This is a genomic window from Micromonospora sp. DSM 43699 (genome assembly GCF_055517075.1).
Genome location: NZ_JBTMMT010000008.1, coordinates 1 through 20,286, shown reverse-complemented (window position 1 = coordinate 20,286; position 20,286 = coordinate 1). Strand labels below are relative to the sequence as shown.

18 protein-coding genes and 2 pseudogenes are annotated in these 20,286 nt (G+C 72.5%); 12 read left to right on the top strand and 8 right to left on the bottom strand.

Annotated elements, in window-relative coordinates:
* Positions 1-83 precede the first annotated feature (83 nt).
* Positions 84-932 (top strand): 3-hydroxyacyl-CoA dehydrogenase family protein, encoded by an 849-nt coding sequence (locus AC0AIB_RS06315; protein WP_328343479.1) that lies wholly within the window; start codon positions 84-86, stop codon positions 930-932.
* 154 nt (positions 933-1,086) lie between these two features.
* Here AC0AIB_RS06315 and AC0AIB_RS06310 read toward each other — a convergent pair whose 3' ends face one another.
* The 3 genes from AC0AIB_RS06310 to AC0AIB_RS06300 form a co-directional block, all read right to left on the bottom strand.
* Positions 1,087-1,932 (bottom strand): ABC transporter permease, encoded by an 846-nt coding sequence (locus AC0AIB_RS06310; protein ID WP_328343481.1) that lies wholly within the window; start codon positions 1,930-1,932, stop codon positions 1,087-1,089.
* Positions 1,932-2,777, bottom strand: a complete 846-nt coding sequence (locus AC0AIB_RS06305) for an ABC transporter ATP-binding protein (protein ID WP_465096219.1) — start codon at positions 2,775-2,777, stop codon at positions 1,932-1,934. Before AC0AIB_RS06305 ends, AC0AIB_RS06310 begins: the two co-directional genes overlap by 1 nt.
* Positions 2,778-2,855: 78 nt before the next feature.
* A complete protein-coding gene (locus tag AC0AIB_RS06300; protein WP_328343485.1) occupies positions 2,856-3,152 on the bottom strand; it encodes a DUF1540 domain-containing protein in 297 nt (98 codons plus the stop codon).
* A 194-nt stretch (positions 3,153-3,346) separates the two neighbouring features.
* Here AC0AIB_RS06300 and AC0AIB_RS06295 point away from each other — a divergent pair, with 194 nt between their 5' ends.
* The gene (locus AC0AIB_RS06295; RefSeq protein WP_328343487.1) at positions 3,347-3,541 is read left to right on the top strand and encodes a hypothetical protein; all 195 of its coding nucleotides are present in this window, start codon (positions 3,347-3,349) and stop codon (positions 3,539-3,541) included.
* Positions 3,542-3,723: 182 nt separating this feature from the next.
* On the top strand, positions 3,724-4,320 hold the full coding sequence (locus tag AC0AIB_RS06290; protein WP_328343489.1) for a hypothetical protein: 597 nt from the start codon (positions 3,724-3,726) through the stop codon (positions 4,318-4,320).
* A gap of 78 nt (positions 4,321-4,398) precedes the next feature.
* Here the strand turns inward: AC0AIB_RS06290 and AC0AIB_RS06285 are convergent, their stop codons facing one another.
* On the bottom strand, positions 4,399-5,016 hold the full coding sequence (locus tag AC0AIB_RS06285) for a DUF4126 domain-containing protein (protein ID WP_328349075.1): 618 nt from the start codon (positions 5,014-5,016) through the stop codon (positions 4,399-4,401).
* Positions 5,017-5,087: 71 nt separating this feature from the next.
* On the opposite strand from AC0AIB_RS06285, the gene nucS reads away from it, so the two are divergent.
* The gene (gene nucS, locus AC0AIB_RS06280; protein WP_328343491.1) at positions 5,088-5,747 is read left to right on the top strand and encodes an endonuclease NucS; all 660 of its coding nucleotides are present in this window, start codon (positions 5,088-5,090) and stop codon (positions 5,745-5,747) included.
* 86 nt (positions 5,748-5,833) lie between these two features.
* On the opposite strand, the gene AC0AIB_RS06275 is transcribed toward nucS, so the two are convergent.
* Entirely contained in the window at positions 5,834-7,333 is a 1,500-nt protein-coding gene (locus tag AC0AIB_RS06275) for an aldehyde dehydrogenase family protein (RefSeq protein WP_328343493.1), read from the bottom strand.
* A gap of 194 nt (positions 7,334-7,527) precedes the next feature.
* Here AC0AIB_RS06275 and AC0AIB_RS06270 point away from each other — a divergent pair, with 194 nt between their 5' ends.
* The 8 genes and pseudogenes from AC0AIB_RS06270 to AC0AIB_RS06235 all read left to right on the top strand — a co-directional run bounded on the left by AC0AIB_RS06270 (position 7,528) and on the right by AC0AIB_RS06235 (position 14,200).
* Positions 7,528-7,989 carry an FHA domain-containing protein gene (locus AC0AIB_RS06270; protein ID WP_328343495.1) on the top strand — a complete coding sequence of 154 codons (462 nt, stop codon included), beginning with the start codon at positions 7,528-7,530 and terminating at the stop codon, positions 7,987-7,989.
* 210 nt (positions 7,990-8,199) lie between these two features.
* Positions 8,200-9,264, top strand: a complete 1,065-nt coding sequence (locus AC0AIB_RS06265; protein WP_465096218.1) for an alpha/beta fold hydrolase — start codon at positions 8,200-8,202, stop codon at positions 9,262-9,264.
* Positions 9,265-9,503: 239 nt separating this feature from the next.
* Positions 9,504-10,457, top strand: a pseudogene (locus AC0AIB_RS06260) (3-hydroxyacyl-CoA dehydrogenase family protein); the annotation flags it as partial.
* Between the two features lie 153 nt (positions 10,458-10,610).
* A pseudogene (locus AC0AIB_RS06255) lies at positions 10,611-11,453 on the top strand (3-hydroxyacyl-CoA dehydrogenase family protein); the annotation flags it as partial.
* A gap of 41 nt (positions 11,454-11,494) precedes the next feature.
* The gene (locus AC0AIB_RS06250; RefSeq protein ID WP_328343498.1) at positions 11,495-11,791 is read left to right on the top strand and encodes a sigma factor; all 297 of its coding nucleotides are present in this window, start codon (positions 11,495-11,497) and stop codon (positions 11,789-11,791) included.
* Positions 11,788-12,834 (top strand): hypothetical protein, encoded by a 1,047-nt coding sequence (locus AC0AIB_RS06245; RefSeq protein ID WP_465096217.1) that lies wholly within the window; start codon positions 11,788-11,790, stop codon positions 12,832-12,834. The genes AC0AIB_RS06250 and AC0AIB_RS06245 overlap by 4 nt, the downstream gene beginning before the upstream one ends.
* A 16-nt stretch (positions 12,835-12,850) precedes the next feature.
* Positions 12,851-13,177, top strand: coding sequence for a hypothetical protein (locus AC0AIB_RS06240; protein WP_328343500.1), 327 nt, complete (start codon positions 12,851-12,853; stop codon positions 13,175-13,177).
* Between the two features lie 222 nt (positions 13,178-13,399).
* Positions 13,400-14,200 carry an alpha/beta hydrolase gene (locus AC0AIB_RS06235; protein WP_328343501.1) on the top strand — a complete coding sequence of 267 codons (801 nt, stop codon included), beginning with the start codon at positions 13,400-13,402 and terminating at the stop codon, positions 14,198-14,200.
* Positions 14,201-14,722: 522 nt separating this feature from the next.
* On the opposite strand, the gene AC0AIB_RS06230 is transcribed toward AC0AIB_RS06235, so the two are convergent.
* The 3 genes from AC0AIB_RS06230 to AC0AIB_RS06220 form a co-directional block, all read right to left on the bottom strand.
* On the bottom strand, positions 14,723-15,835 hold the full coding sequence (locus AC0AIB_RS06230; RefSeq protein WP_328349077.1) for an AI-2E family transporter: 1,113 nt from the start codon (positions 15,833-15,835) through the stop codon (positions 14,723-14,725).
* A gap of 617 nt (positions 15,836-16,452) precedes the next feature.
* Entirely contained in the window at positions 16,453-18,627 is a 2,175-nt protein-coding gene (locus AC0AIB_RS06225) for a coiled-coil domain-containing protein (protein WP_465096216.1), read from the bottom strand.
* Between the two features lie 178 nt (positions 18,628-18,805).
* Complete coding sequence (locus AC0AIB_RS06220) at positions 18,806-20,071, bottom strand: DivIVA domain-containing protein (protein ID WP_328343504.1); 1,266 nt, start codon at positions 20,069-20,071, stop codon at positions 18,806-18,808.
* Between the last annotated feature and the right edge of the window lie 215 nt (positions 20,072-20,286).

Below are 20,286 nucleotides of genomic sequence, written 5' to 3'. Positions count from 1 at the left end.
CGCCGGTGCCGGTGGCTTAGTGGTCGTTCAGGCCCGCCTACTAGGGTGCTGGCAGACACTCAATCGCAGCGAGGGAGAAGCAGATGGCGGGTCGACTCGCGGTCGTCGGGGCCGGGCTGATGGGCTCCGGCATCGCCCAGGTGGCGGCGCAGGCGGGCTGGCAGGTGACGCTGCGGGACGTGGACGACGCAGCCACCGCCCGGGGCCTGGCCGGGATCCGGAAGTCGCTGGCGAAGTTCGCCGAGAAGGGCAAGATCGACCCGTCCGAGGTCGAGGCGACCTTGGCCCGGATCACCCCGACCACCGAACTGGAGGCGGCGGCCGACGCGGACGTGGTGGTCGAGGCGGTCTTCGAGAAGATCGAGATCAAGCACGAGGTGTTCCGCGCGCTGGACAGGATCTGCCGGGCCGACGCGGTGCTGGCGACAAACACCTCGGCCATCCCGGTGACCCAGATCGCCGTGGTCACCGAGCGGCCGGAGTCGGTCGTCGGCACCCACTTCTTCTCCCCGGTGCCGATGATGAAGCTCTGCGAGCTGGTCCGCGGCTACAAGACAAGCGACGCCACCATCGCCACGGCGAAGGCGTTCGCCGAGGAGATCGGCAAGACGGTGGTGGTGGTCAACCGGGACATCGCCGGCTTCGTCACCACCCGGCTGATCTGCGCTCTGGCCATGGAGGCGGTCAGGCTGGTCGAGTCCGGGGTGATGTCGGCCGAGGACCTGGACACCGCCTGCAAGCTGGGCTTCGGTCACGCGATGGGTCCGCTGGCCACTGTCGACCTGACCGGCGTGGACGTCCTGCTGAACGCCACGAAGAACATCTACACCGACACCGCCGACGAGAAGTTCTTCCCGCCGGAGCTGCTCCAGCGGATGGCGACCGCAGGCGACCTGGGCCGCAAGACCGGCCAGGGCTTCTACTCCTACTGAGCCGACCCGGCCGGCGTAGCCCGGTCGTAATGTCGCCGATACTGCGGTATCCGCACCAGCGGATACCGCAGTATCGGCGCAACTGTGTCGATCACGTCCCGCCCCGGCCCCGCCCGGCGCGGCGTGGGGCCGGCGGGACGCCGGGGGCGGCGGGTCAGCCGTCGCGCTTGGTGGTCCAGCGGAAGGTGGTCAGGCAGAGGACCAGGCCGATCACGCACCACAGCGCCAGGACCAGGGCGACCCGGCCCAGCTCGAAGGAGCCGCCGGGTTCCTGGGCGCCGAAGCTCGCCGGCAGGAAGACCGCGCGCAGCCCCTGGCACATCCACTTGAGCGGGAACAGCGCGGCCACCTGCTGCATCCAGGTGGGCAGGTCGGTGAAGACGAAGAACACCCCGGAGATGAACTGGAGCACCAGGGAGACCGGGGTGACCACCGCCGAGCCGCTGCGCGCGGTGCGGGCCAGCGACGAGATGGCGATCCCGCACAGGGTGCAGGCGGTCACCCCGAGCACGGCGACCCAACCGAAGGTGAACCACTTCCCGGCGGTGGCCGGCAGGTCGAGGTCGAACAGCGCCACGGCGACCGCCAGCAGCAGCGCGGTCTCGGCGATGCCGATCGCCACCACCATGATCACTTTGCCGGCGAACCAGACCCACTTTGGCATCGGGGTGCCCCGGTAGCGCTTGAGCACGCCCCGGTCCCGCTCGATCGGGATCCAGATGCCGAGGTTCTGGAAGCTCACCGTCATCAGGCCGGTGGCGATCATGCCGGTGATGAAGTACTGGGTGAACTTCACCCCGCCGCCGATCGTCCCGTCGAAGATCGACGCGAAGATCAGGATCATGATGATCGGGAAGCCCATCGTGAAGACGACGGACTCCCTGCTGCGCAGGAACTGGGTGATCTCCAGCCGACCCTGGCGCAGGGCGAGCGCCCCCGGCCCGATCCGTCGGCCGCCACTGGTGGGGACCGGGGTCGCCGGCCTCGTGCTGGTCGTCATCAGTGTCCGATCATGCTCAGGTAGACGTCTTCCAGGGTCGGCCGGGTCACCGTGAGACCGGGCACCTCACCGCCGTATCGCGCGGCCAGCTCCGCCACCAGCGCCGTCGGCGTCGCACTCTGCGCCGACTCCGGCGTCCCGTCCGGGGTACGCCAGGAGACTGTCGCCAGGGCGTCCTGCCGGTTGCCGAGCCGGTCGGGTGGGGCCACCTCTACCAGCCGGCCGGCGGCGATCACCCCGACCCGGTCGGCAAGCGACTCGGCCTCGTCCAGGTAGTGGGTGGTGAGCACGATGGTGGTGCCGGCGGCGGCGAGGTCCCGGATCAGCTCCCAGAACTCGCGCCGGGCCTCCGGGTCGAAGCCGGTGGTGGGCTCGTCGAGGAAGAGCAGCTCGGGGCGGCCGATGATGCCCAGCGCCACGTCGAGCCGGCGCTTCTGTCCGCCGGAGAGGGTGTGCGTGCGGGCCCTCGCCTTGGCCCCCAGCCCGACCCGCTCGACGACCTTGTCCGGGTCGTCCGCGTCGGGATAGAAGCCGGAGAAGTGCCTGACCACCTCGCGGACGGTCAGCTCGTCGAACTCGCCGGTGCCCTGGAGCACGATGCCGACCCGGGACCGCCAGTCGGCCGCTGGCCGGGCCGGGTCGTTGCCGAGCACGTTGACCTCGCCGGCGTCGCGCTGCCGGTAGCCCTCCAGGATCTCCACGGTGGTGGTCTTGCCCGCGCCGTTGGGGCCGAGCAGGGCGAACACCTCGCCCCGGCGGACGTCCAGGTCCACCCCCGCCACCGCGACGTTGTCGCCGTACGCCTTGCGCAGTCCCCGTACGGAGATCGCGAGCTCGTCATCCATGACGTCCAGTGTGCGACCAGGCCGACCTGGGCGGCAGCGGGGGGTGTGGTGGTGTGGTGTCGTCGGCGGCGGGGGTGGTCAGCGGCTCTGGTAGGTCATGCAGTCGGCGAGGTCGTTGTCCGGGCCGACGGTGATCGCCGGGGCGTGACACTCCAGCTCCGCGTTGTGCCGGCAGTCGGCCCGGCTGCACGCGCCGACCTGGGCGACGAGCTGGTCGAGGCCGCCGCGGATCGGTGACTCCACGAACGTGTGGCAGTGGGCGTGGTCGCTGCTGCCGATGGTGATGGCGAACGCGTGGCAGTCGTTGGTGTGGTTGTAGGCGCAGGACGAGGCCGCGCACTCCTGAACCCGGGGCATTTCCATCGCTGTGGTCATGACAACCTCCCTTTCGGCGTATATGCCGCAATCTTAGGCATCTGGTCAGCGGACGCGTGGGGTTCCGCCGAGGATCGCCCGGTTCGGAGCCAGCGCCGCCGCCCGGCGGTGCTCCGACGTCGCCGGGCGAGTCCCGAAGACTGCGGCGTACCCCCGAGTGCGCCGAGATCGCGGAATGTCCCGGATGTCAGCGGATGTCCCGGGCGGTCGGATCGGTGCGGGCGGTCCCGGCCCGGGTGCCCCGGATCGGGGTGGTCCGGGGTGGGCGTCCGGTGACCGGGGACACCCTGGCGGCGGAATCCCGGCCGGCCCGCAGTCGTTACACCCACCGTACGACCGCAGCAGCACCCCGCCCGGCCAGCCCGGAGGTGGGCAGCGCCCCGGAATGACGTGGGGCCCCCGGTCGTTACACATGGTTCCGGCGCGAGCGGCAAGGCCCGCCGGAGACCTATGGACTTCCCCCGTATGAGCGCCTCGTCGTGGTGCTTACGCCCCCGCCCACCGGCTGCGTCCGGTGGTCCGGTCCCCCGATCGGCCGGGTGGCGTCGACCCCCTCGAAGGAGCATCCCCCATGAAGACCACCATCCTGCGCAAGAGCGTTCTCGGTATCGCCGGTCTGGCCGTCGCCGGTGGCCTCGCCGCCGGCCCGCTGAACCACGGCACGGCCGAGTCGACCGGCACCGACCACACCGTGGCCGTGGTGCAGGCCGACAAGCCGGCGGTGGACAAGGGCAAGCTGATCCCGCACGGTGTGCAGGGCGACCAGTCCCGCATCGACCTGGACGACGAGCAGACCGCCAACGTCAGGGCGATCATCGCCGCGACCAAGAAGTCGGGCCTGGACGAGCGGGCCGCGGTCATCTCCATCGCCACCGCCCTCCAGGAGTCCAAGCTGGAGAACCTGGGCCACCTGGGCGACCGCAACGACCACGACTCGCAGGGCCTGTTCCAGCAGCGCCCGTCGTCCGGCTGGGGCACGGTCGAGCAGATCACCGACCCCGAGTACGCCACCACCGCGTTCCTCAAGGGCCTCAAGCAGGTCGACGGCTGGCAGGACATGCCGCTGACCAAGGCCGCCCAGACCGTCCAGGTCTCGGCCTACCCCGACCACTACGCCCAGTGGGAGCAGCAGGCCGCCGACCTCGTCGCCGAGCACTGGAACAGCTGACCCACCCGCACCCGCACATGACGCCGTTGGCCGGCACCCCGCCCGGGGTGCCGGCCATCGACGTGCGCGGGGGGTGGGTCAGACCCGGTAGCCGGCGGCGCGTGCCGCCTCGCGTTCCTGGCGGCGGCCCCGGCGTCGCCGTAGGAACCAGACCACGAACGCCACCATGCCCAGCAGGAACGCCAGCACCAGCACCGGCAGGATGATCGCCACCAGGGACATCAGCACGCTCGTCGCGTCCTCGGCGGTGCTGGCCACCGGGGCGCCGAAGCCCGCCGTGGTCGCGTTGACCACCGGCCGGGCCGCCGCCTTGAACAGGTGCACCCCGAGCGCGATGGCGACACCGGCGGCCACCGGCACCCACTGGTGGGAGGTGAAGAACCCGCCCGGGTCGCTCACCGTCACCGTCTCGGAGCCCGACCCGGCGCCGAAGGCGAGGCCGCCGGCGGTGGGGCGGACCACCGTCTGCACGACGTCGTTGACGTGGTCGACCACCGGCACCTTGTCGGCGACGACCTCGACCGCGAGCAGCGCCGCGAGGATCGCCAGGACCCAACCGTTGCCGAGCCACTGCCAGCCGCTCGGCAGGTCGATCAGGCCGGTGTAGCGGGCGAGCAGGCCCATGGTGAGCAGGGGAATGTAGGCGTTGAGGCCCGCCGAGGCGGCGAGGCCGGTACCGGTGAGGACTTCGAGCACCATCTCAGCATCGCACCGGCGCGCCAGTGCCGCTCGACGGTGACCGACCGGTCCTCGGCTACCCTCGTCGGGTGCGTCTGGTGATTGCGAAGTGCTCGGTGGACTACGTCGGACGGCTCTCGGCGCACCTGCCGCTGGCCACCCGCCTGCTCATGGTCAAGGCGGACGGGTCGGTGTCGATCCACGCCGACGACCGGGCGTACAAACCGTTGAACTGGATGAGCCCGCCCTGTCGGCTGGAGGAGGCCCCCGGCGTGTGGCGGGTGGTCAACAAGGCCGGCGAGGAGCTGCGGATCAACCTGGCGGAGATCTTCCAGGACACCTCGTACGAGCTGGGGGTCGACCCGGGGCTGCGCAAGGACGGCGTCGAGGCGCACCTGCAGGAGCTGCTGGCCGCCAACCCGGAGACCCTCGGGACCGGCTTCACCCTGGTCCGGCGCGAGTACATGACCGCGATCGGCCCGGTCGACCTGCTCTGCCGGGACGCCAACTCCGGTGCGGTCGCCGTCGAGGTCAAGCGGCGTGGCGACATCGACGGGGTCGAGCAGCTCACCCGCTACCTCGAACTGATGAACCGGGACCCGCTGCTCGCCCCGGTGACCGGCGTCTTCGCCGCCCAGGAGATCAAGCCGCAGGCCCGGGTCCTCGCCACCGACCGGGGCATCCGCTGCGTGGTAGTCGACTACGACCGGCTGCGCGGCATCGTGCGCGACGAGCTGACCCTCTTCTGACCGGTCGTCGGCGCGCTGTGGCATTCCGCCCGCGTCGGCGCGCTGTGGCATTCCGCCCACGTCGGCGTTCCGCAGTGCGGGCGGGGTCAGCGTCGGCCGTAGAGCGCCTTGGTGACCTTGACGAGGCGGGCCACGTCGGTCGGGGTCCGCTCGAAGGTCATCGAGGGCAGCAGCGACCGGGCCCGTCGCCTGGTGATCGACTTGGCCCGGCCGAACTCGCGCAGCCCGTCCTCGCCGTGGATCCGGCCGAAGCCCGAGTCGCCCACCCCGCCGAACGGCAGCGTGGACATGCCGGCGAAGGTCAGCGCCGAGTTGACCGAGGCCATCCCCGAGCGCAGTCGCCGGGCGATGGCCACCGCGTCACGCCGGCCGAAGACCGAACCACCCAGGCCGTACGGCAGGGCGTTGGCCCGGCGTACGGCCTCGTCGGCGTCGGCGACCCGGCTGATGGTCACGGTCGGCCCGAAGGTCTCCTCGCGGATGGCCGAGGCGGACTCGGGGACGTCCACCAGTACGGTCGGGTGCACGTACGGCGGCTGTACGGCGGCCGGACCACCGAGCACCGCCCGCCCTCCGGCGGCGATGGCGTCCTCGATGTGCCGACGGATCACGTCGAGCTGGCTCGGCATGGTGATCGGACCGAGGTCGGCCCCGTCCGCGCCGACGGTCAGCCGTTCGGCGCGGGCGACCACCTTGCCGACGAACTCGTCGTGGACCGACGCCACCGCGTAGACCCGTTCGATGCCGATGCAGGTCTGACCGGCGTTGGTGAGCGCGCCCCAGACGCACGCCTCGGCGGCGGCGTCCAGGTCGGCGTCGGCGGCCACGATCATCGCGTCCTTGCCGCCGGCCTCCAACAGCACCGGGGTCAGCGACTCGGCGCAGGCCGCCATCACCTTGCGGGCGGTCGCCGTGGAGCCGGTGAAGGCCAGCTTGTCCACGCCCGAGCGGCACAGGGCCGCGCCGACGTCGCCCAGGCCGTGCACCGCCGTGAACACCTGCTGCTCCGGCACCACCTCGGCGAACGTGTCGACCAGCCACTGGCCGACCACCGGGGTGTACTCGCTGGGCTTGAGGACGACCGCGTTGCCGGCGGCCAGCGCGTACGCGGCGGAGCCGATCGGGGTGAAGACGGGATAGTTCCACGGGCCGATCACCCCGACCACGCCGTGCGGTTGGTATTCCAGGTGGCCGGAGAACTCGGCGAGGATCAGCCGGGAACGGACCCGGCGCGGCCCCAGCACCCGGCGGGCGTTGCGGGCCGCCCAGTCGATGTGTTCGATGGCGGTGAGGACCTCGACGACCCCGTCGCCGACCGGCTTGCCGCCCTCGACGTGGATCAGCTCGGCCAGCTCCTCGATCCGCTGGGCGAGCAGCGCCCGCCAGCGCAGCAGCCGGGTGCGGCGACCGTCGAAGCCGAGCCCGGCCCACCACTGCCCGGCCGTCCGGGCGCGGGCGACCGCGCGCTCCACCTCCTCGGTGGTGGCGACCGGCAGGCTGCCGGCCTCGGCGCCGGTGGCCGGGCTGGTCGAGATCAGCCGACCCTCGGAGATGACCGGGACACCCGGGACCTGCACAGCCGTCATGGCGGAAGTCTAGACCCGGAAGCTACCGGCTGGTAGTTGTGAGCCTTGTTCGGCTACGACTCCCGGTCGCCGCCTGTTCGGTGGACGGTGGATGTCCGGCAGGGGTCGCGGAGATGACCGGGTGGGTGGTGAGCTGATCACACGGAGCTGGCAGGCTGACCGTGGGGCGACGGTGGGTGGGGAGCTGACTGTCCATGCAGGATCATCCGGAACTGATGCCGCTGTTGACGGTTGCCGGCGGGCCGATGCGGGGAGCGAGCTTCCGCGTCCGGCCCCAACCGCAGGTGATCGGCCGGGCGCCGACCGCCGACATCGCGGTGGCCGACGCGCACCTGAGTCGGCGGCACGCCGAGGTGCGGCTGACCGAGGGCGGGGTGGTCCTGGCCGACCTGGGGTCGACCAACGGCACCTGGCTCAACGACCGGCGGATCACCGACGCCGAGCCGCTCACCGACGGCGACGTGATCCGGCTGGGCCGTACCGAACTGCGTTACTTCGACCCGGGGTTGGCCACCACCGACCCGGTCGGTCTGCGCTTCACCGGCGGCACCGGTGGCCGTCGGGACCACCGGCCGACGCTGCCGCTGCCACCGCGCGCCCCCGGCCCGACCGACGCCCTACCCGCCGCTTCCATCCGGAGCGGCGTCGACGCCTGACGGCGCGGCTGCCCCGGATGGGGTCACCGGCTCCGGCCCCACCCCGCCCCGTGGCTCAAGATCGTGCTCGATCAATGTTGTAGTGGCAACCTCCAGCTACGAGGCCACTACAACATTGATGTTGCGGGCGGCCCGGTGGGCCGGGTGTGGCGCGGGGCGCGGGGAGGTGGCCCATGGACCCGACCGGCCTGCCGTGGCAGCATGCCGCGGATGGAGATCGCGCAGCGCACCGTGACCGCGAACGGCATCACCCAGCACATCCGGGTGGCCGGGCCACCGGACGGGACGCCGGTGCTGCTGGTGCACGGCAACGGCTCGTCGTCGGCCTTCTGGGTGCCACTGCTGCGCCGTCTGCCGGCGACGCTGCGGGTGGTCGCCCCGGACCTGCGCGGCTACGGGGGTACGCAGACCGCCCCGGTCGACGCCCGCCGGGGCCTGGCCGACTTCGCCGACGACGTGGCCGCCCTGCTCGACACCCCGGGACTGTTCGCCGTCGGGGCGCGTCCGGTGGTGGTCGGGCACTCCCTCGGCGGGGGAGTGGCGATGCGGTTGCTCGTCGACCGACCCGACCGGGTGGGCGCGCTGTTGCTGGAGGCGCCGGTCTCCCCGTACGGCTTCGGGGGGACCCGGGATCTCGCCGGCACCCCGACCACCCCCGACTTCGCCGGCACCGGGGCGGGCACCGCCAACGCCGACTTCGTGGCCCGGCTCGCCGCCGGTGACCGGGGGGTGGACGCCTCGACCTCCCCCCGCGCCGTGCTGCGGGCCGGCTACGTGGCGGACCCGGCCTGCCTGGTCGAGGACGAGGAACTGTTGCTCGACAGCCTGCTCTCCACCGCCACCGGCGACGACAACTACCCAGGCACCGCCGTGCCCTCGCCGCACTGGCCGGGCGTCGCGGCCGGCGACCGGGGGGTGCTCAACGCGCTGGCCCCGGCCCACTTCCGGATCGCCGACGAGCTGGTCGCCGTCGCGGTCAAGCCGCCGGTGACCTGGGTACGCGGTGAGGCCGACGTGATCGTCTCCGACACCTCGCTGTTCGACCTGCCGTACCTGGGCTCGTTGGGGGTGGTGCCCGGGTGGCCGGGTGAGCAGGCGTGCCCACCACAGCCGATGATCGGCCAGACCCGGGCGGTGCTGGAACGGTACGCCGCCGCCGGGGGCAGCTACCGGGAGGTGGCCCTGCCGGACTGCGGGCACAGCCCGCACCTGGAGCGACCCGCCGAGTTCGTCGCCGAGCTGTTGGCCCTGATCGGGGCGGTCGCCGCGCCCTGACCGGGCCGACGGCCGCGCGTCCCTGGCCGATGGTTCCGCCTGCCGGGCCGACCCGGTGGCCCGAGGGGGAGCGGCAGGCGTCGGCCCCGGGGCGGGGGAGCGGCCGGGCCGGATGCCGCTGCGGGGTGCGGCAAATCCCGCCCGCGTCGCGACGGCGTGCCGCCGCGTGGCAGACTCCGGCGGATAACCTTAGCGTTCGTTCATGTCGGCGACGGCGGAGTCAACCAGGGAGGCCGGTCGTGGCGCGGGAGTTCACCAGGGTGGGCGTGGTGGGGCTGGGCACCATGGGTGTCGGCATCGTCGAGGTGTTCGCCCGCAACGGCGTCGACGTCGTCGCGGTGGAGATCTCCGAGGACGCCCTGGCACGTGGCCGGGCCACCCTCGCCCGGTCGACCGACCGGGCGATGGCGAAGGGCAGGCTGGCCGAGGCCGACCGGGACGTCCTGCACTCCCGGGTCGACTTCCAGGTCGGGCTGGCCGCGCTGCACTCGGTGGACCTGGTGGTCGAGGCGGTCCCCGAGCGCCTCGACCTGAAGCAGCGGCTCTTCGCCGAGCTGGACCGGGTCTGCCGGCCCGACACCGTGCTGGCCACCAACACCTCGTCGCTGAGTGTCACCGACATCTCGGTCGCCACCAACCGACCCCAGCAGGTCGTCGGCCTGCACTTCTTCAACCCGGCACCGGTGATGAAGCTGGTCGAGGTGGTCCGCACCGTGGTCACCGCCGCCGACGTGGTCGACGACGTCGAGGCGCTCTGCGCCCGGCTCGGCAAGGTGGCCGTCACGATCGGTGACCGGGCCGGCTTCATCGCCAACGCCCTGCTGTTCGGCTACCTCAACCACGCGGTGAGCCTGTTCGAGGCCCGGTACGTCACCCGGGAGGACGTCGACGCGGCGATGAAGCTCGGTTGCGGCCTGCCGATGGGTCCGCTCGCCCTGCTGGACCTGATCGGCCTGGACACCTCGTACGAGATCCTGAACACGATGTACCGGCGCGGCGGGCGGGACCGTCGGCACGCCCCGGCGCCGTTGATCAAGCAGATGGTCACCGCGGGGCTGCTCGGTCGCAAGTCCGGACGCGGCTTCTACACCTACGAGAAGCCGGGCTCGCCGAAGGTCGTACCCGACGAGCTGACCCCGACCGCCACCCCGTCCGACGCCGACGCCGCAGGTGAGTTCACCAGGGTCGGCGTCGGGAGCGCGAGGAGTGAGCTTGCGAGCCCCGCAGTCGTGACCAGGGTCGGCGTCGGGAGCGCGAGGAGTGAGCTTGCGAGCCCCGCAGTCGTGACCAGGGTCGGCGTCGGGAGCGCGAGGAGTGAGCTTGCGAGCCCCGCAGTCGTGACCAGGGTCGGCATCATCGGTACGGGGGTGATGGCGAGCGGTCTCGTCGGGGTCTTCGCGCGGGCCGGCTACCAGGTGGTGCCGGTGAGCGGGGGCGCGGAGCCGTCCGCCGGGATCGCCGAGGCGGTCCGGACCTTGCTCGACGAGGAGGTCACCCGCGGTGACCTCGACCGGGCCGACCGGGACGCCGCCCTGGCCCGGATCACCTGGTCGGCCACGCTGGAGCAGCTCGTCGACGTCGACCTGGTGGTCGAGGCGGTGGTCGATGAGCTGAGCGTCAAGCGGGCGCTGTTCGCCAGCCTCGACGAGATCTGCAAGCCTGGAGTGCTGCTCGCCACCACCACCTCCGCGCTGCCGGTGATCGAGGTGGCGATGGCCACCGCACGCCCCGCCGACGTACTCGGCCTGCACTTCGTCGGCCCGACGCCGGTGCGACCGCTGGTCGAGGTGGTCCGCACCGTCCGTACCTCGGCGGAGGCCACCGCCACGGCCCGCGCGGTCTGCGCCGCGCTCGGCAGGACCGCCGTGGTCTGCGACGACCGGGCCGGGTTCGTGGTCGACGCATTGCTGTTGCCGTACCTGAACGACGCGGTGAAGATGGTGGAGGCCGGCTACGCCACCGCCGACGACATCGACCACGCGATGACGCTCGGCTGCGGTTACCCGACGGGCCCGTTCGCGCTGCTCGACGCGATCGGCCTGGACGTGGCGCTGGCCGCCCAGCGGGCGCTCTACCGGGAGCAGCGCGAGCCGGGCCTAGCCCCCGCGCCGCTGCTGGAACACCTGGTCACCGCCGGCTACCTGGGCCGTGGGACCGGCAGGGGTTTCCGCGAGCACACCCGACGCTGATCCGGGTCAACGGCGGACGCCCGTGACGGCGTCTGACGGGTGTGACCTTCGAGGAGTACGTCAGCAGCCGGGGGCCGGCGCTCGTCCGGCTGGCCCGGCTGCTGACCGGCGACCCGCACCGGGCGGAAGACCTCACCCAGGACGTGCTGGCCCGGGCGTACGTGCACTGGCGGCGGATCGTCCGCACCGACCGTCCCGACGTGTACGTACGCCGGATGCTTGTCAACGCCCAGATCCTGGACTGCTCACCGGTCACCGTCCGCACCCACGCGATGCGGGCGCTCACCCACCTCCGGGAGCGCCTCGGCGTCCCCTCGACGAACGGGAGCCGGCCGTGACCGACCTGGACCAGCGGATCAGCGACACCCTGCGGGAGCGGGCCGAGGGGGCGGTGGACACCGACGGGCTGACCGTCCGGGCGATGGCCGGCGGACGGGCCCGCCGTCGTCGTCGGCGGGTCGGGGTGGGTGTCGCGCTGGGCCTGGTGGCGGTGCTCGGCGTCGGCACGGTCACCGGCCTGCCGGGTGACGGCCGGGAGCAGCCGGCGGCCGTGACGGTTGCCGCGCCTCCCCTGGTCGAGGGGGTTTCCGGGGCGACCACCCGCCCCGACCTGGTGGGTACCGATCCCGAGCTGTTGCACTTCGGTGTCGACCCGGCGCGGGCCCGGCTGCTCACCTGGGGCATCCGCAGGGGCGTCGAGGGGGGCCGGCTGGAGCTGCCCGGCGGGCGGGTGGTCGCAGTGGACCTCGGCACCGACGTGGCCGCCGTCGAGGACACGTTCCACGACGGGACGACCTACCCGGAGCGGCCCGCCACCGCCGTCGACTTCGACGGGCGGGTACGCCGGGTGCCGCCGCGCGACCCGGGCGGGCAGCCGGGCTGGTTCCTGCGCTGGCAGCCGGTGCCCGGCCTGTACGCCCGGGTACACACCGCCGCCGCCGTCGCCGACGACGGTGCCCTCCGCGCGGCGGTGGCCGCGCTGCGGCTGGACGAGGCGCACCGATGCGCCTCCCCGCTCCGGTTGACCACCCTGCCCCCCGACAGCCGGCTGGACAGTTGCCAGGTCGACGTCGCCGAGTTCCCGGCCATGCTGGACGTGCTCCTGGTCGTCACCGGGTCGGCGGACCGGCGGCTCGAAGTGCAGCTGGAGTACCGCAGCGGGATCGTCGGCCGCCGTACCGAGGGGAACCGGACGATCAACGGCAGAGCCGCCTACCTGTATCCGCAGTTGAGCCGGTTGGAGCTGCTCGGGCTGGAGAAGGCCCACCTGACGGCCCTTTTCGGCTGGCCGTCCCGGGGCTTCACCGAGGCGGACGCGGCGACGGTGCTCGGCGGGGCGGTGGTGGCGGACGACCTCACCCGGCCGGACACCTGGAACTGACCGTAACCTTGGCAAGGTGAGCCCCCGTCGCAACCGTCCCCGCCGCGAGGACACCGCCCACTTGGACGCCGACCGTGCCCGCCACGGCGTGGAATCGGTGCAGCAGTGGCGCGACGGCGAGTGGCAGGTACGCGGGATCAGCGGCGGCGCGTCGGTCAAGACGTACCGCTGCCCCGGGTGTGACCAGGAGATCCGCCCCGGGGTGGCGCACCTGGTGGCCTGGCCCGCCGACGGCACGGGTGATCTCACCGACCGGCGGCACTGGCACAGCGGCTGCTGGCGGGCCCGCGACCGTCGGGGCCCGAACCTGCTGCGCGGCCGGGGCGCCCCCCGCTACGGCTGACCGGTTCCGGTGGGTGCCGTGCTGTGGCTGACCGATCCGGCGGGTGCGCCGCGTGTGGCCGACCGATCCGGCGGGCGCCTCCCGTTACGGCTGACCGATCCGGCGGGTGCGCCCGCGCTGGGGCTCCCGGGACCAGCCGGCGCGCTGCCGAGTGGGCGATCTGGGTCACCCCGGTTCCGCCCCGGGCGGGCGGGCGCGGCGACTTCGCGTCAGACTTGGGCGGTGAGCACACCGATCCGCGCGTCGTCGATCCTGCCCGGCCACCGGGAGGACATCGAGCTGCACACCGCCGACGGCCTACGGCTCGTCGGCGAACTGGCCCGCCCGGTCGACCGGGCGCCGGCGGGCACCCTGGTCTGCCTGCACCCGTTGCCCACCCACGGCGGGATGATGGACAGCCACGTCTTCCGCAAGGCGGCCTGGCGGCTGCCCGCCCTGGCCGACCTGGCGGTGCTCCGGTTCAACACCAGGGGCACCAGCAGCGTGCGGGGCACCAGCGAGGGGGCCTTCGACAACGCGGTGGCCGAGCGCTTCGACGTCGCCGCCGCGATCGAGTACGCCGAGTTCCACGAGCTGCCGAACATCTGGCTGGTCGGCTGGTCGTTCGGCACCGACCTGACCCTCAAGTTCGGCTGTGACCCGGCGGTGGCCGGGGCGATCCTGCTCTCCCCGCCGCTGCGTTTCTCGAACCCGGGGGACCTGGCCGTCTGGGCGGAGTCGGGCCGGCCGTTGACCGCGCTGGTGCCCGAGTTCGACGACTACCTGCGCCCCGATGAGGCCCGGGAACGCTTCGCGGCGGTGCCGCAGGCCGAGGTGGTCGGCGTGCCGGGGGCCAAGCACCTCTGGGTGGGCGACGCCGAGCGGGTGCTCGACGAGATCGTCCGGCGGGTGAACCCGGCGGTGCCGCTACCGTTGCCGACCAGCTGGGACGGCCCGATGGAGACCGGCGACGTCAGCGCGTACGCCGACCGTACGGTGGCCGCCTTCGCCGACACCCCCGTTCCCGGCCCCACCACCGCCTGAGCCCAACCCGGCGCGTGTCTCGCGTCAGCTCCCGTGCCCGGCTCCGGCTCCGGCGCCTGGCTCCGGCTGCGCGCACCGCCTCTCGCCCGTGTCCCGCCCACCCGCTTCGCCCGCCCACCCGCTTCGCCTGCCCGCTTCGCCCACCCGCGCGACGCGGTTCAAGATCGTGCTCGATCCATGTTGTCAACACCGTTGCGTTAGGTGGAACGGATGTTCGTCAACCACCGCTGCCTCGCCGATCATGGAGTTGTGGTGGGTAACAGAACGCCCGTAAAGCCCCCAAGGTCGGCACCACCACTCCATGATCGCCAAGCGGGCCCACCCCGCTCCCCGATCGGGCACTTTCTGTCAGGTTGACCAGCCGCCCATGGCGTTAACGCAACGGTGTTGTCCATGTTGTAGGGGCCTCCCGGCTGGAGGATGCCACTACAACATGGTTGTTGTGGGTGGTGTCCGGGGTTCCCGGTGGGCCGGGTGTGGGTTGTCCGTGCGGGGGCGTGGGAGCGTGGGGGTGTGGGGTGGTCAGCGGCGTTCCTGGCGGGGGAGGACCACCTCGCGCAGGATCAGCTGGAGGGCGGCGACCACCGGGATGGCGATCAACGCGCCGACCACCCCCATCAGCGCCACCCCGAGCAGTGCGGCGAGCAGTGCGGCCACCTCGTTGACCTCCACCGAACGCCGCATGATCTTGGGGTAGATGAGGTAGTTCTCCACCTGCTGGTAGAGCACGAAGAAGACCACGCAGGCGATGCCGATCGGCAGCCCGGTGGCGAACCCGACCAGACTGACGATCACCGCGCCGAGGGTGGCGCCGATCTGCGGGATCAGGTCGGTCACCGCCACCACCACGGCCAGCGCGAACGCGTAGGGCAGCTCGACGACCAGCGCGAAGACGAAGGTGGTCGTACCGGCCAGCACCGCGATGCTCAGCGCCCCCACCATGTACGCGCCGACCTTGGTCAGGATCTCGTCGCCGATCAGACTGACCCGTTGCCGGCGCGACCTCGGCACCAGTGCGTACCCGAGGTCGCGCAGCTTGTCGAAGTAGGCCAGGAAGTAGATCGTCAGCACCAGCACGGTGAGCACCCGGAAGATGGTGCCGAAGATCAACTGGGCGCCGCCGAGAACTCCGCCGAGTGCCCGGCCGACGGTGTCCGCGTTCGCCAACTCCTGCACCCGTTGCATCACGTCGTACCGCACCACGAGATCGTTGACGGCGCGGTTGCGGCGCAACTCCTCGACGTAGCTGGGTAGCTGGTCGATGAACTGGCCGGTCTGGGTCACCACCGGCGGCACCAGCGCCACCAACCCGGCGACGATCAGCAGCATCAGAATCAGCACCACCACCGTCACGGCCAGGCCGTGTGGCAACCCCCAGCGGCGCAGCCGGACCACCGCCGGATTGAGCCCCACCGCCAGGAAGAGCGCGATCACCACCAGGACCAGGATTCCGCCCGCGTTGCGAATCCCCAGAAACACGGTGTACGCCAGCAGCACGCCGAGCGCGCCGGTGAAGCCGACCAGGAAGCTGCTGCGGCGCAGTGGTCGACCGGGCCGACCGAAGCGCCCCGAGCCGGTGGCGACCGGATCGGCGGGCCGGTGTTCCCCCGGGTCGCCGTCCGCCTCCGTGTCCACCGACCCGGCGTTCTCCGTGCCGGTGACGGCAGCGCCCGATCGGGTCGGGGCGGCGCTCGTCGATCCGGCCGGGGCGGTGGAGGTCGTGGCCGGGTTGCCGTCGTCCGCCTGGGTCGGGGCGGTGGAGGTGGCGGCCGGGTTGCCGCTGTCCGCCTGGGTCGGGGCGGTCGACTCGGCGGTCCGCTCCGCGACCGGCTCCGTCCCGGGCCGGGCCGCCGGTACGCCCCGAGGGGCGCTGTCCCGGGTCACGTCGTCGCGTGCCGGGCCGTGCTGTGCCACCGAACCTCCCCGTGCTGCACCTGGACTGCCGCTGGCAGGTCCAGTCCTACTCCGGCACCGCGCACCCTGCCCGGCCCCTGTTCATCTGTGCCCGGCCTGTGCTCGGCCGCGCCCGTTCCTGCTCGGCCGGGCCGTGTACTTGCCTGGGCCGCTTCCTGCTCGGCCGGGCCGTGTCCCTGCCCGGCCCGGCGTTGCCGCTTTCGCATCCGCCATCTGCGCAGTAGATCACCGATCCGTCTCGGTGAACACCTAAAGTGCGGATCCCGGTTCGAAGGGTAGTGGGGTCTGTCGTCGCCGGCGACCCCGGGTCATCCGACCCCACCCTGTCGGGCACGTGTTCACTCGGACTCGACGGTCACCGTGCTCGGTTTGGCGCTGCGTTCGTCGGTGGTCGGCTTGGTGGGGCGTTTGCCGTTCTCACCGGTACTGGTGATCTTCGTCGGGGTGGCCCTCCGACCGGCGGCGCCGGGAACCGCGGCGACGGTCGGTTCGCCGTCCACCCCGGCGCTTGCCGTCTCACCGTCGACCGTGGTCACCGGCTCCGCCTTCGGCTTCGTGCCGTTCTCCGTCGGTCTCGCACCGTTGGCGGCCGGACCCCCCGCCGGTTTGGTGACGGCCACGACCGAGTCCGCCGTGGCACCGGAACCCACCTGCTCCGGCGAGGAGCCGTCGGCGGTGCGGGTCGCCTTCGGCCTGGTGCCGTTGCCAAGCGGGACCGCCCCGGCCCGGTCGCCGTCCGGCGACAGCACCGCCCCGGCCCCGTCGCCGTCCGGCGACGAAACCGCCCCGTCGAGGCCGGCCGGTGCGGTGGTGCGCATCCGGAGTTCGGTGAACTGCCGCTGGACCTCGTCGTGCTCCTGCCGCGCCTGCCAGGTCTCCTGACGCAGGTCGGCGAGCTGCTGCTGGGCCTGGGCGATCTCCAACATCACCCGGGCGAGCTGCTGACGGCCGGCCGCTGCCTCCTGCTGGGTGGCGGCGAGGTGCTGTTGGGTGGTGGCCAGGTGCTGTTGGGTGGTGGCCGCGTACTCGTCGAACTGCCGGCGCGAGGCGGCGACGTGCTCGTCGGCCTGGCGGCGCTTGTCGGCGGTCTCCCGCTCGACCCGGTCGAGCAGCTCGGCGGTCTCCTGCTCGGCCTGCCGGCGCAGCGTCGCCGCGTCCGACTCGGCGGCGCGGCGGATCTCCGCCGCGCCCTGCTCGATCTCGTCGCGTCGGGCGGTCCACTCCCGTTCCAGCTCGTCGTGCCGGGTCTTGTGCTGCTGCTCCAGCTCGTCGTGCCGGGTCTGGTGCTTGCGGTCCAGCTCGGCGCGGCGCTCGGCGTACTCCTGATCGGCGGCGGCGCGACGCCGGGCCAGCTCCCGGTCGGCGGCCTCCCGCCGGCCGTTGACCTCCTGCTCCACCCCCGCGCGCCAGGCCCCCAGCTCCTGCTGCGTCTGGGCACGCGACTGCCGCACGTACGCCTCGGTCTCGGTCTGCATCCGCTGCGCGTACGCCTCGGCCTCGGTGCGGCTGCGTTGGGCCGCCTCGGTCGCCTCGGTGGTCAGCCGGTGCGCCTCCTGGTGGGCCCGGTCCCGGGTCGCCTTCGCCGCCCCGTCGGCGTCGTCGGTGACCTGCTTGGCCTGCTGGAGCGCCTTGGCGTGGGTGGCCCGGCTGGTCTCGGTCGCCGTCTCGGTGAGCCGCTTCGCCTCCTGCTGCGCCTTGGCGTGCACCTCCTTGGCGGCCTCGCGTAGGTCGGTGGCTTCCTTCTGGGCCTTGGCCAGCGCCGCCTTGGCCGTCTCGCGGAGCTTGGTGGCCTCCTGCTGGGCCCGGCTGTGGATCTCCCGTGCGGTGTCGCGCAGCTGGATGGCCTCCTGCTTGGCCTTGTTGAGGGCCTCCTCGGCGGCAGCACGCAGCCGGTTCGACTCGTCCTCGGCGGTGGTACGCAGCCGGTTCGAGTCCTCCTCGGCGGTCGCGCGCAGCAGGGTCGCCTCGTCCTTGGCGGTGGCGCGCAGCCGGGTGGCCTCCTGCTTCGCCGTACGCACGGCGGCGTCCGCCTCGGCCTTGCGGGCCGTGGTGTGGCGTTCCTCCTCGGCGCGCCGGGCGGCGAGTGCGATCTCGAAGTCCTTGAGCGCCCTGCCGGCCTGCTCCCGGGCCTCGTCGATGATGTGCTCGGCGGCTGCCCGGCGGGCCTCGATCTCCTCGTTGGCGGCGGCCAGGATCGCGTCCGCCTGCTCCTCGGCGAGGGCGAGGATCTGTTCGACCCGGGGGCCGAGGTGTTTGAAGGAGGCCCGGTCCACCACGCCGATCTGCTTGCGCACCTGGGCGAGATCCCGCTGGAGGTGCTCGACCTGACCGGCCAGCTTGTGGATCTGGGTGTACGCCTGTTCCCGCTCACCGGTCAGGGTGGTGATCTCGTGCTCCGCACGAGCGACGTACCGGTCGACCTGTCGTTTGTCGTATCCCCGCAGGGCGGACTCGAAGCTGGGCTCCGTCGTCACATCCCCGCCGAGAGCGAACAGTTCCTCGCCGTGCGACATGCCCCCATCCTCACACGCATCCGGCCCTCCGGGGGCGATACGGACGCCGCTGTGGGGAGCTGTTTCACTGTGGTCGCGCGACAGGGTGTCACAGGGCGGAAACGGGCGCGGCGCGGGGGTCCACCGGTCGTCCGGTGTCTTCCCGCGCCGCGACACATGCCCCGTCGGTACGGCCCGATCAGCCGGTGGTCTCCGCGGTGGCCCGCGACTCGGCGTCGGCCTTGGCCGGCTCCGACTTGGCCGGCGCGGCGGCCTGCTGCTGTGCCGGCACGCCCGGCACGATCCCGGCCAGGCCGGAGAGCATCTGGCCGAGCTGGGAGGTGACCGCGTCCTTCTGGCGGGTGAGGTCGTCCACCTCGCGACGGGCCGCCTGGGTGGTGAGGTCCGCCTCGGTACGCGCCTCGGTGAGTAGCCGCTTCGCCTCGGCCTTGGCCTCGTTGAGGGTCTTCTCGGACAGCGCCTTTGCCTTGTCGACGGTCTCGTTGGCGGTGCGCTCGGACTCGACCCGACGGGCCTCGGCGCGCTGCTCGATCTCCTTGGCCCGCTCCTGGGCGGCCCGGGCCCGCTGCTCGGCCTCGCCGACCAGCTTCTGGGTCTGCGCCACCTGGGCGGCGTGCCGTTCCGACTCCTCGCGCTCGGCCTTCTCCCGGCGCTCGGCGAGCTGGAGCTCCAACGCCTGGAGGTCCTTGTCGCGCTTGTCGCGGGCGTCGGTGAGCAGCTTGGTCGCCTCGGCGCGCTTCTCCTCGGCCTCCCGGGCGGCCTTCGCCCGCTGCTGGGTGATCTCCCGCTCGGCGGTGGCGCGCAGGGTGGCGACCTCCCGCTCGACCGTCGACTTCAGCTCGGCCACCTCGTGCGCGGTGACCGTACGCAGCTGCTTGGTCTCCCGGTCGGCGTCGGCACGCAGCGTGTCGGCCTCCCGACGGGCCTGCACCCGGGCCTCGGCGGCCTCCCGCTCGGCGGCGGTACGGACGGTGCCGGCCTCGCGCTCGGCGGTGGCCTTCATCGCGGCGGCCTCGGCGCGGGCCTTGTCGGTGATCTCCCGCGCCTCCAGCCGGGCAGCGGAGAGGATCCCTTCCGACTCGCGCTTGGCCTCGTTGCGGTGGTCGTTGGCCTGCTCCTCGGCCAGCCGGAGGATCTGCTCGACCCGGGTGCCGAGACCGGAGAGAGTCGGCCGGCTGTTCTCCTCGAGCTGCTTGTTGGTGTCGGTGAGCTTCTGCTCCAGGGCGGCCTGCCGCTGCTCGGCCTGGCGGAGCCGACGCTGGGCATCGTTCATCCGCTGCTCGGCCTCGGCGCGGGCCTGCTCCGACTGGGTCAGCGCGGCTGTCATCCGGCCGAGGAAGTCATCGACCTGGTGCGTGTTGTATCCGCGCAGGCCGACCGTGAAATCTGGTTGCGAGTTCGCGTTGTCGAAGAACGCGAGAGGGGAGGACTGCTGCTGGGGCATTGGGACATACTCGCAGACCCCCCGGGGTCGTTCGCAAGAGCGGTGCCGAGCTTTCGGGTCCTCTTTACAGGGTCCACCGGGTCGTCCCGGCGGTGGGGACCGAACGGCGATCTTGCCAGGTCCGGGCGGCCCCGCCGTCACCCGAAGTAACGGAAAAAGCCCCGTCCCCCGCCCCTTTCCCACCCGCCCCGAATAGCGACCCGGCGCAATACCCC

Bases quoted from the DNA above. Each gene is read 5' to 3' on its own strand.
- AC0AIB_RS06310 (WP_328343481.1), bottom strand. From the start codon at position 1,932: ATGACGACCAGCACGAGGCCGGCGACCCCGGTCCCCACCAGTGGCGGC.
- AC0AIB_RS06290 (WP_328343489.1), top strand. From the start codon at position 3,724: ATGAAGACCACCATCCTGCGCAAGAGCGTTCTCGGTATCGCCGGTCTG.
- AC0AIB_RS06275 (WP_328343493.1), bottom strand. From the start codon at position 7,333: ATGACGGCTGTGCAGGTCCCGGGTGTCCCGGTCATCTCCGAGGGTCGG.
- AC0AIB_RS06270 (WP_328343495.1), top strand. From the start codon at position 7,528: ATGCAGGATCATCCGGAACTGATGCCGCTGTTGACGGTTGCCGGCGGG.
- AC0AIB_RS06315 (WP_328343479.1), top strand. From the start codon at position 84: ATGGCGGGTCGACTCGCGGTCGTCGGGGCCGGGCTGATGGGCTCCGGC.
- AC0AIB_RS06295 (WP_328343487.1), top strand. From the start codon at position 3,347: ATGTCCCGGGCGGTCGGATCGGTGCGGGCGGTCCCGGCCCGGGTGCCC.
- AC0AIB_RS06300 (WP_328343485.1), bottom strand. From the start codon at position 3,152: ATGACCACAGCGATGGAAATGCCCCGGGTTCAGGAGTGCGCGGCCTCG.
- AC0AIB_RS06265 (WP_465096218.1), top strand. From the start codon at position 8,200: ATGGAGATCGCGCAGCGCACCGTGACCGCGAACGGCATCACCCAGCAC.
- AC0AIB_RS06220 (WP_328343504.1), bottom strand. From the start codon at position 20,071: ATGCCCCAGCAGCAGTCCTCCCCTCTCGCGTTCTTCGACAACGCGAAC.
- AC0AIB_RS06225 (WP_465096216.1), bottom strand. From the start codon at position 18,627: ATGTCGCACGGCGAGGAACTGTTCGCTCTCGGCGGGGATGTGACGACG.
- AC0AIB_RS06305 (WP_465096219.1), bottom strand. From the start codon at position 2,777: ATGGATGACGAGCTCGCGATCTCCGTACGGGGACTGCGCAAGGCGTAC.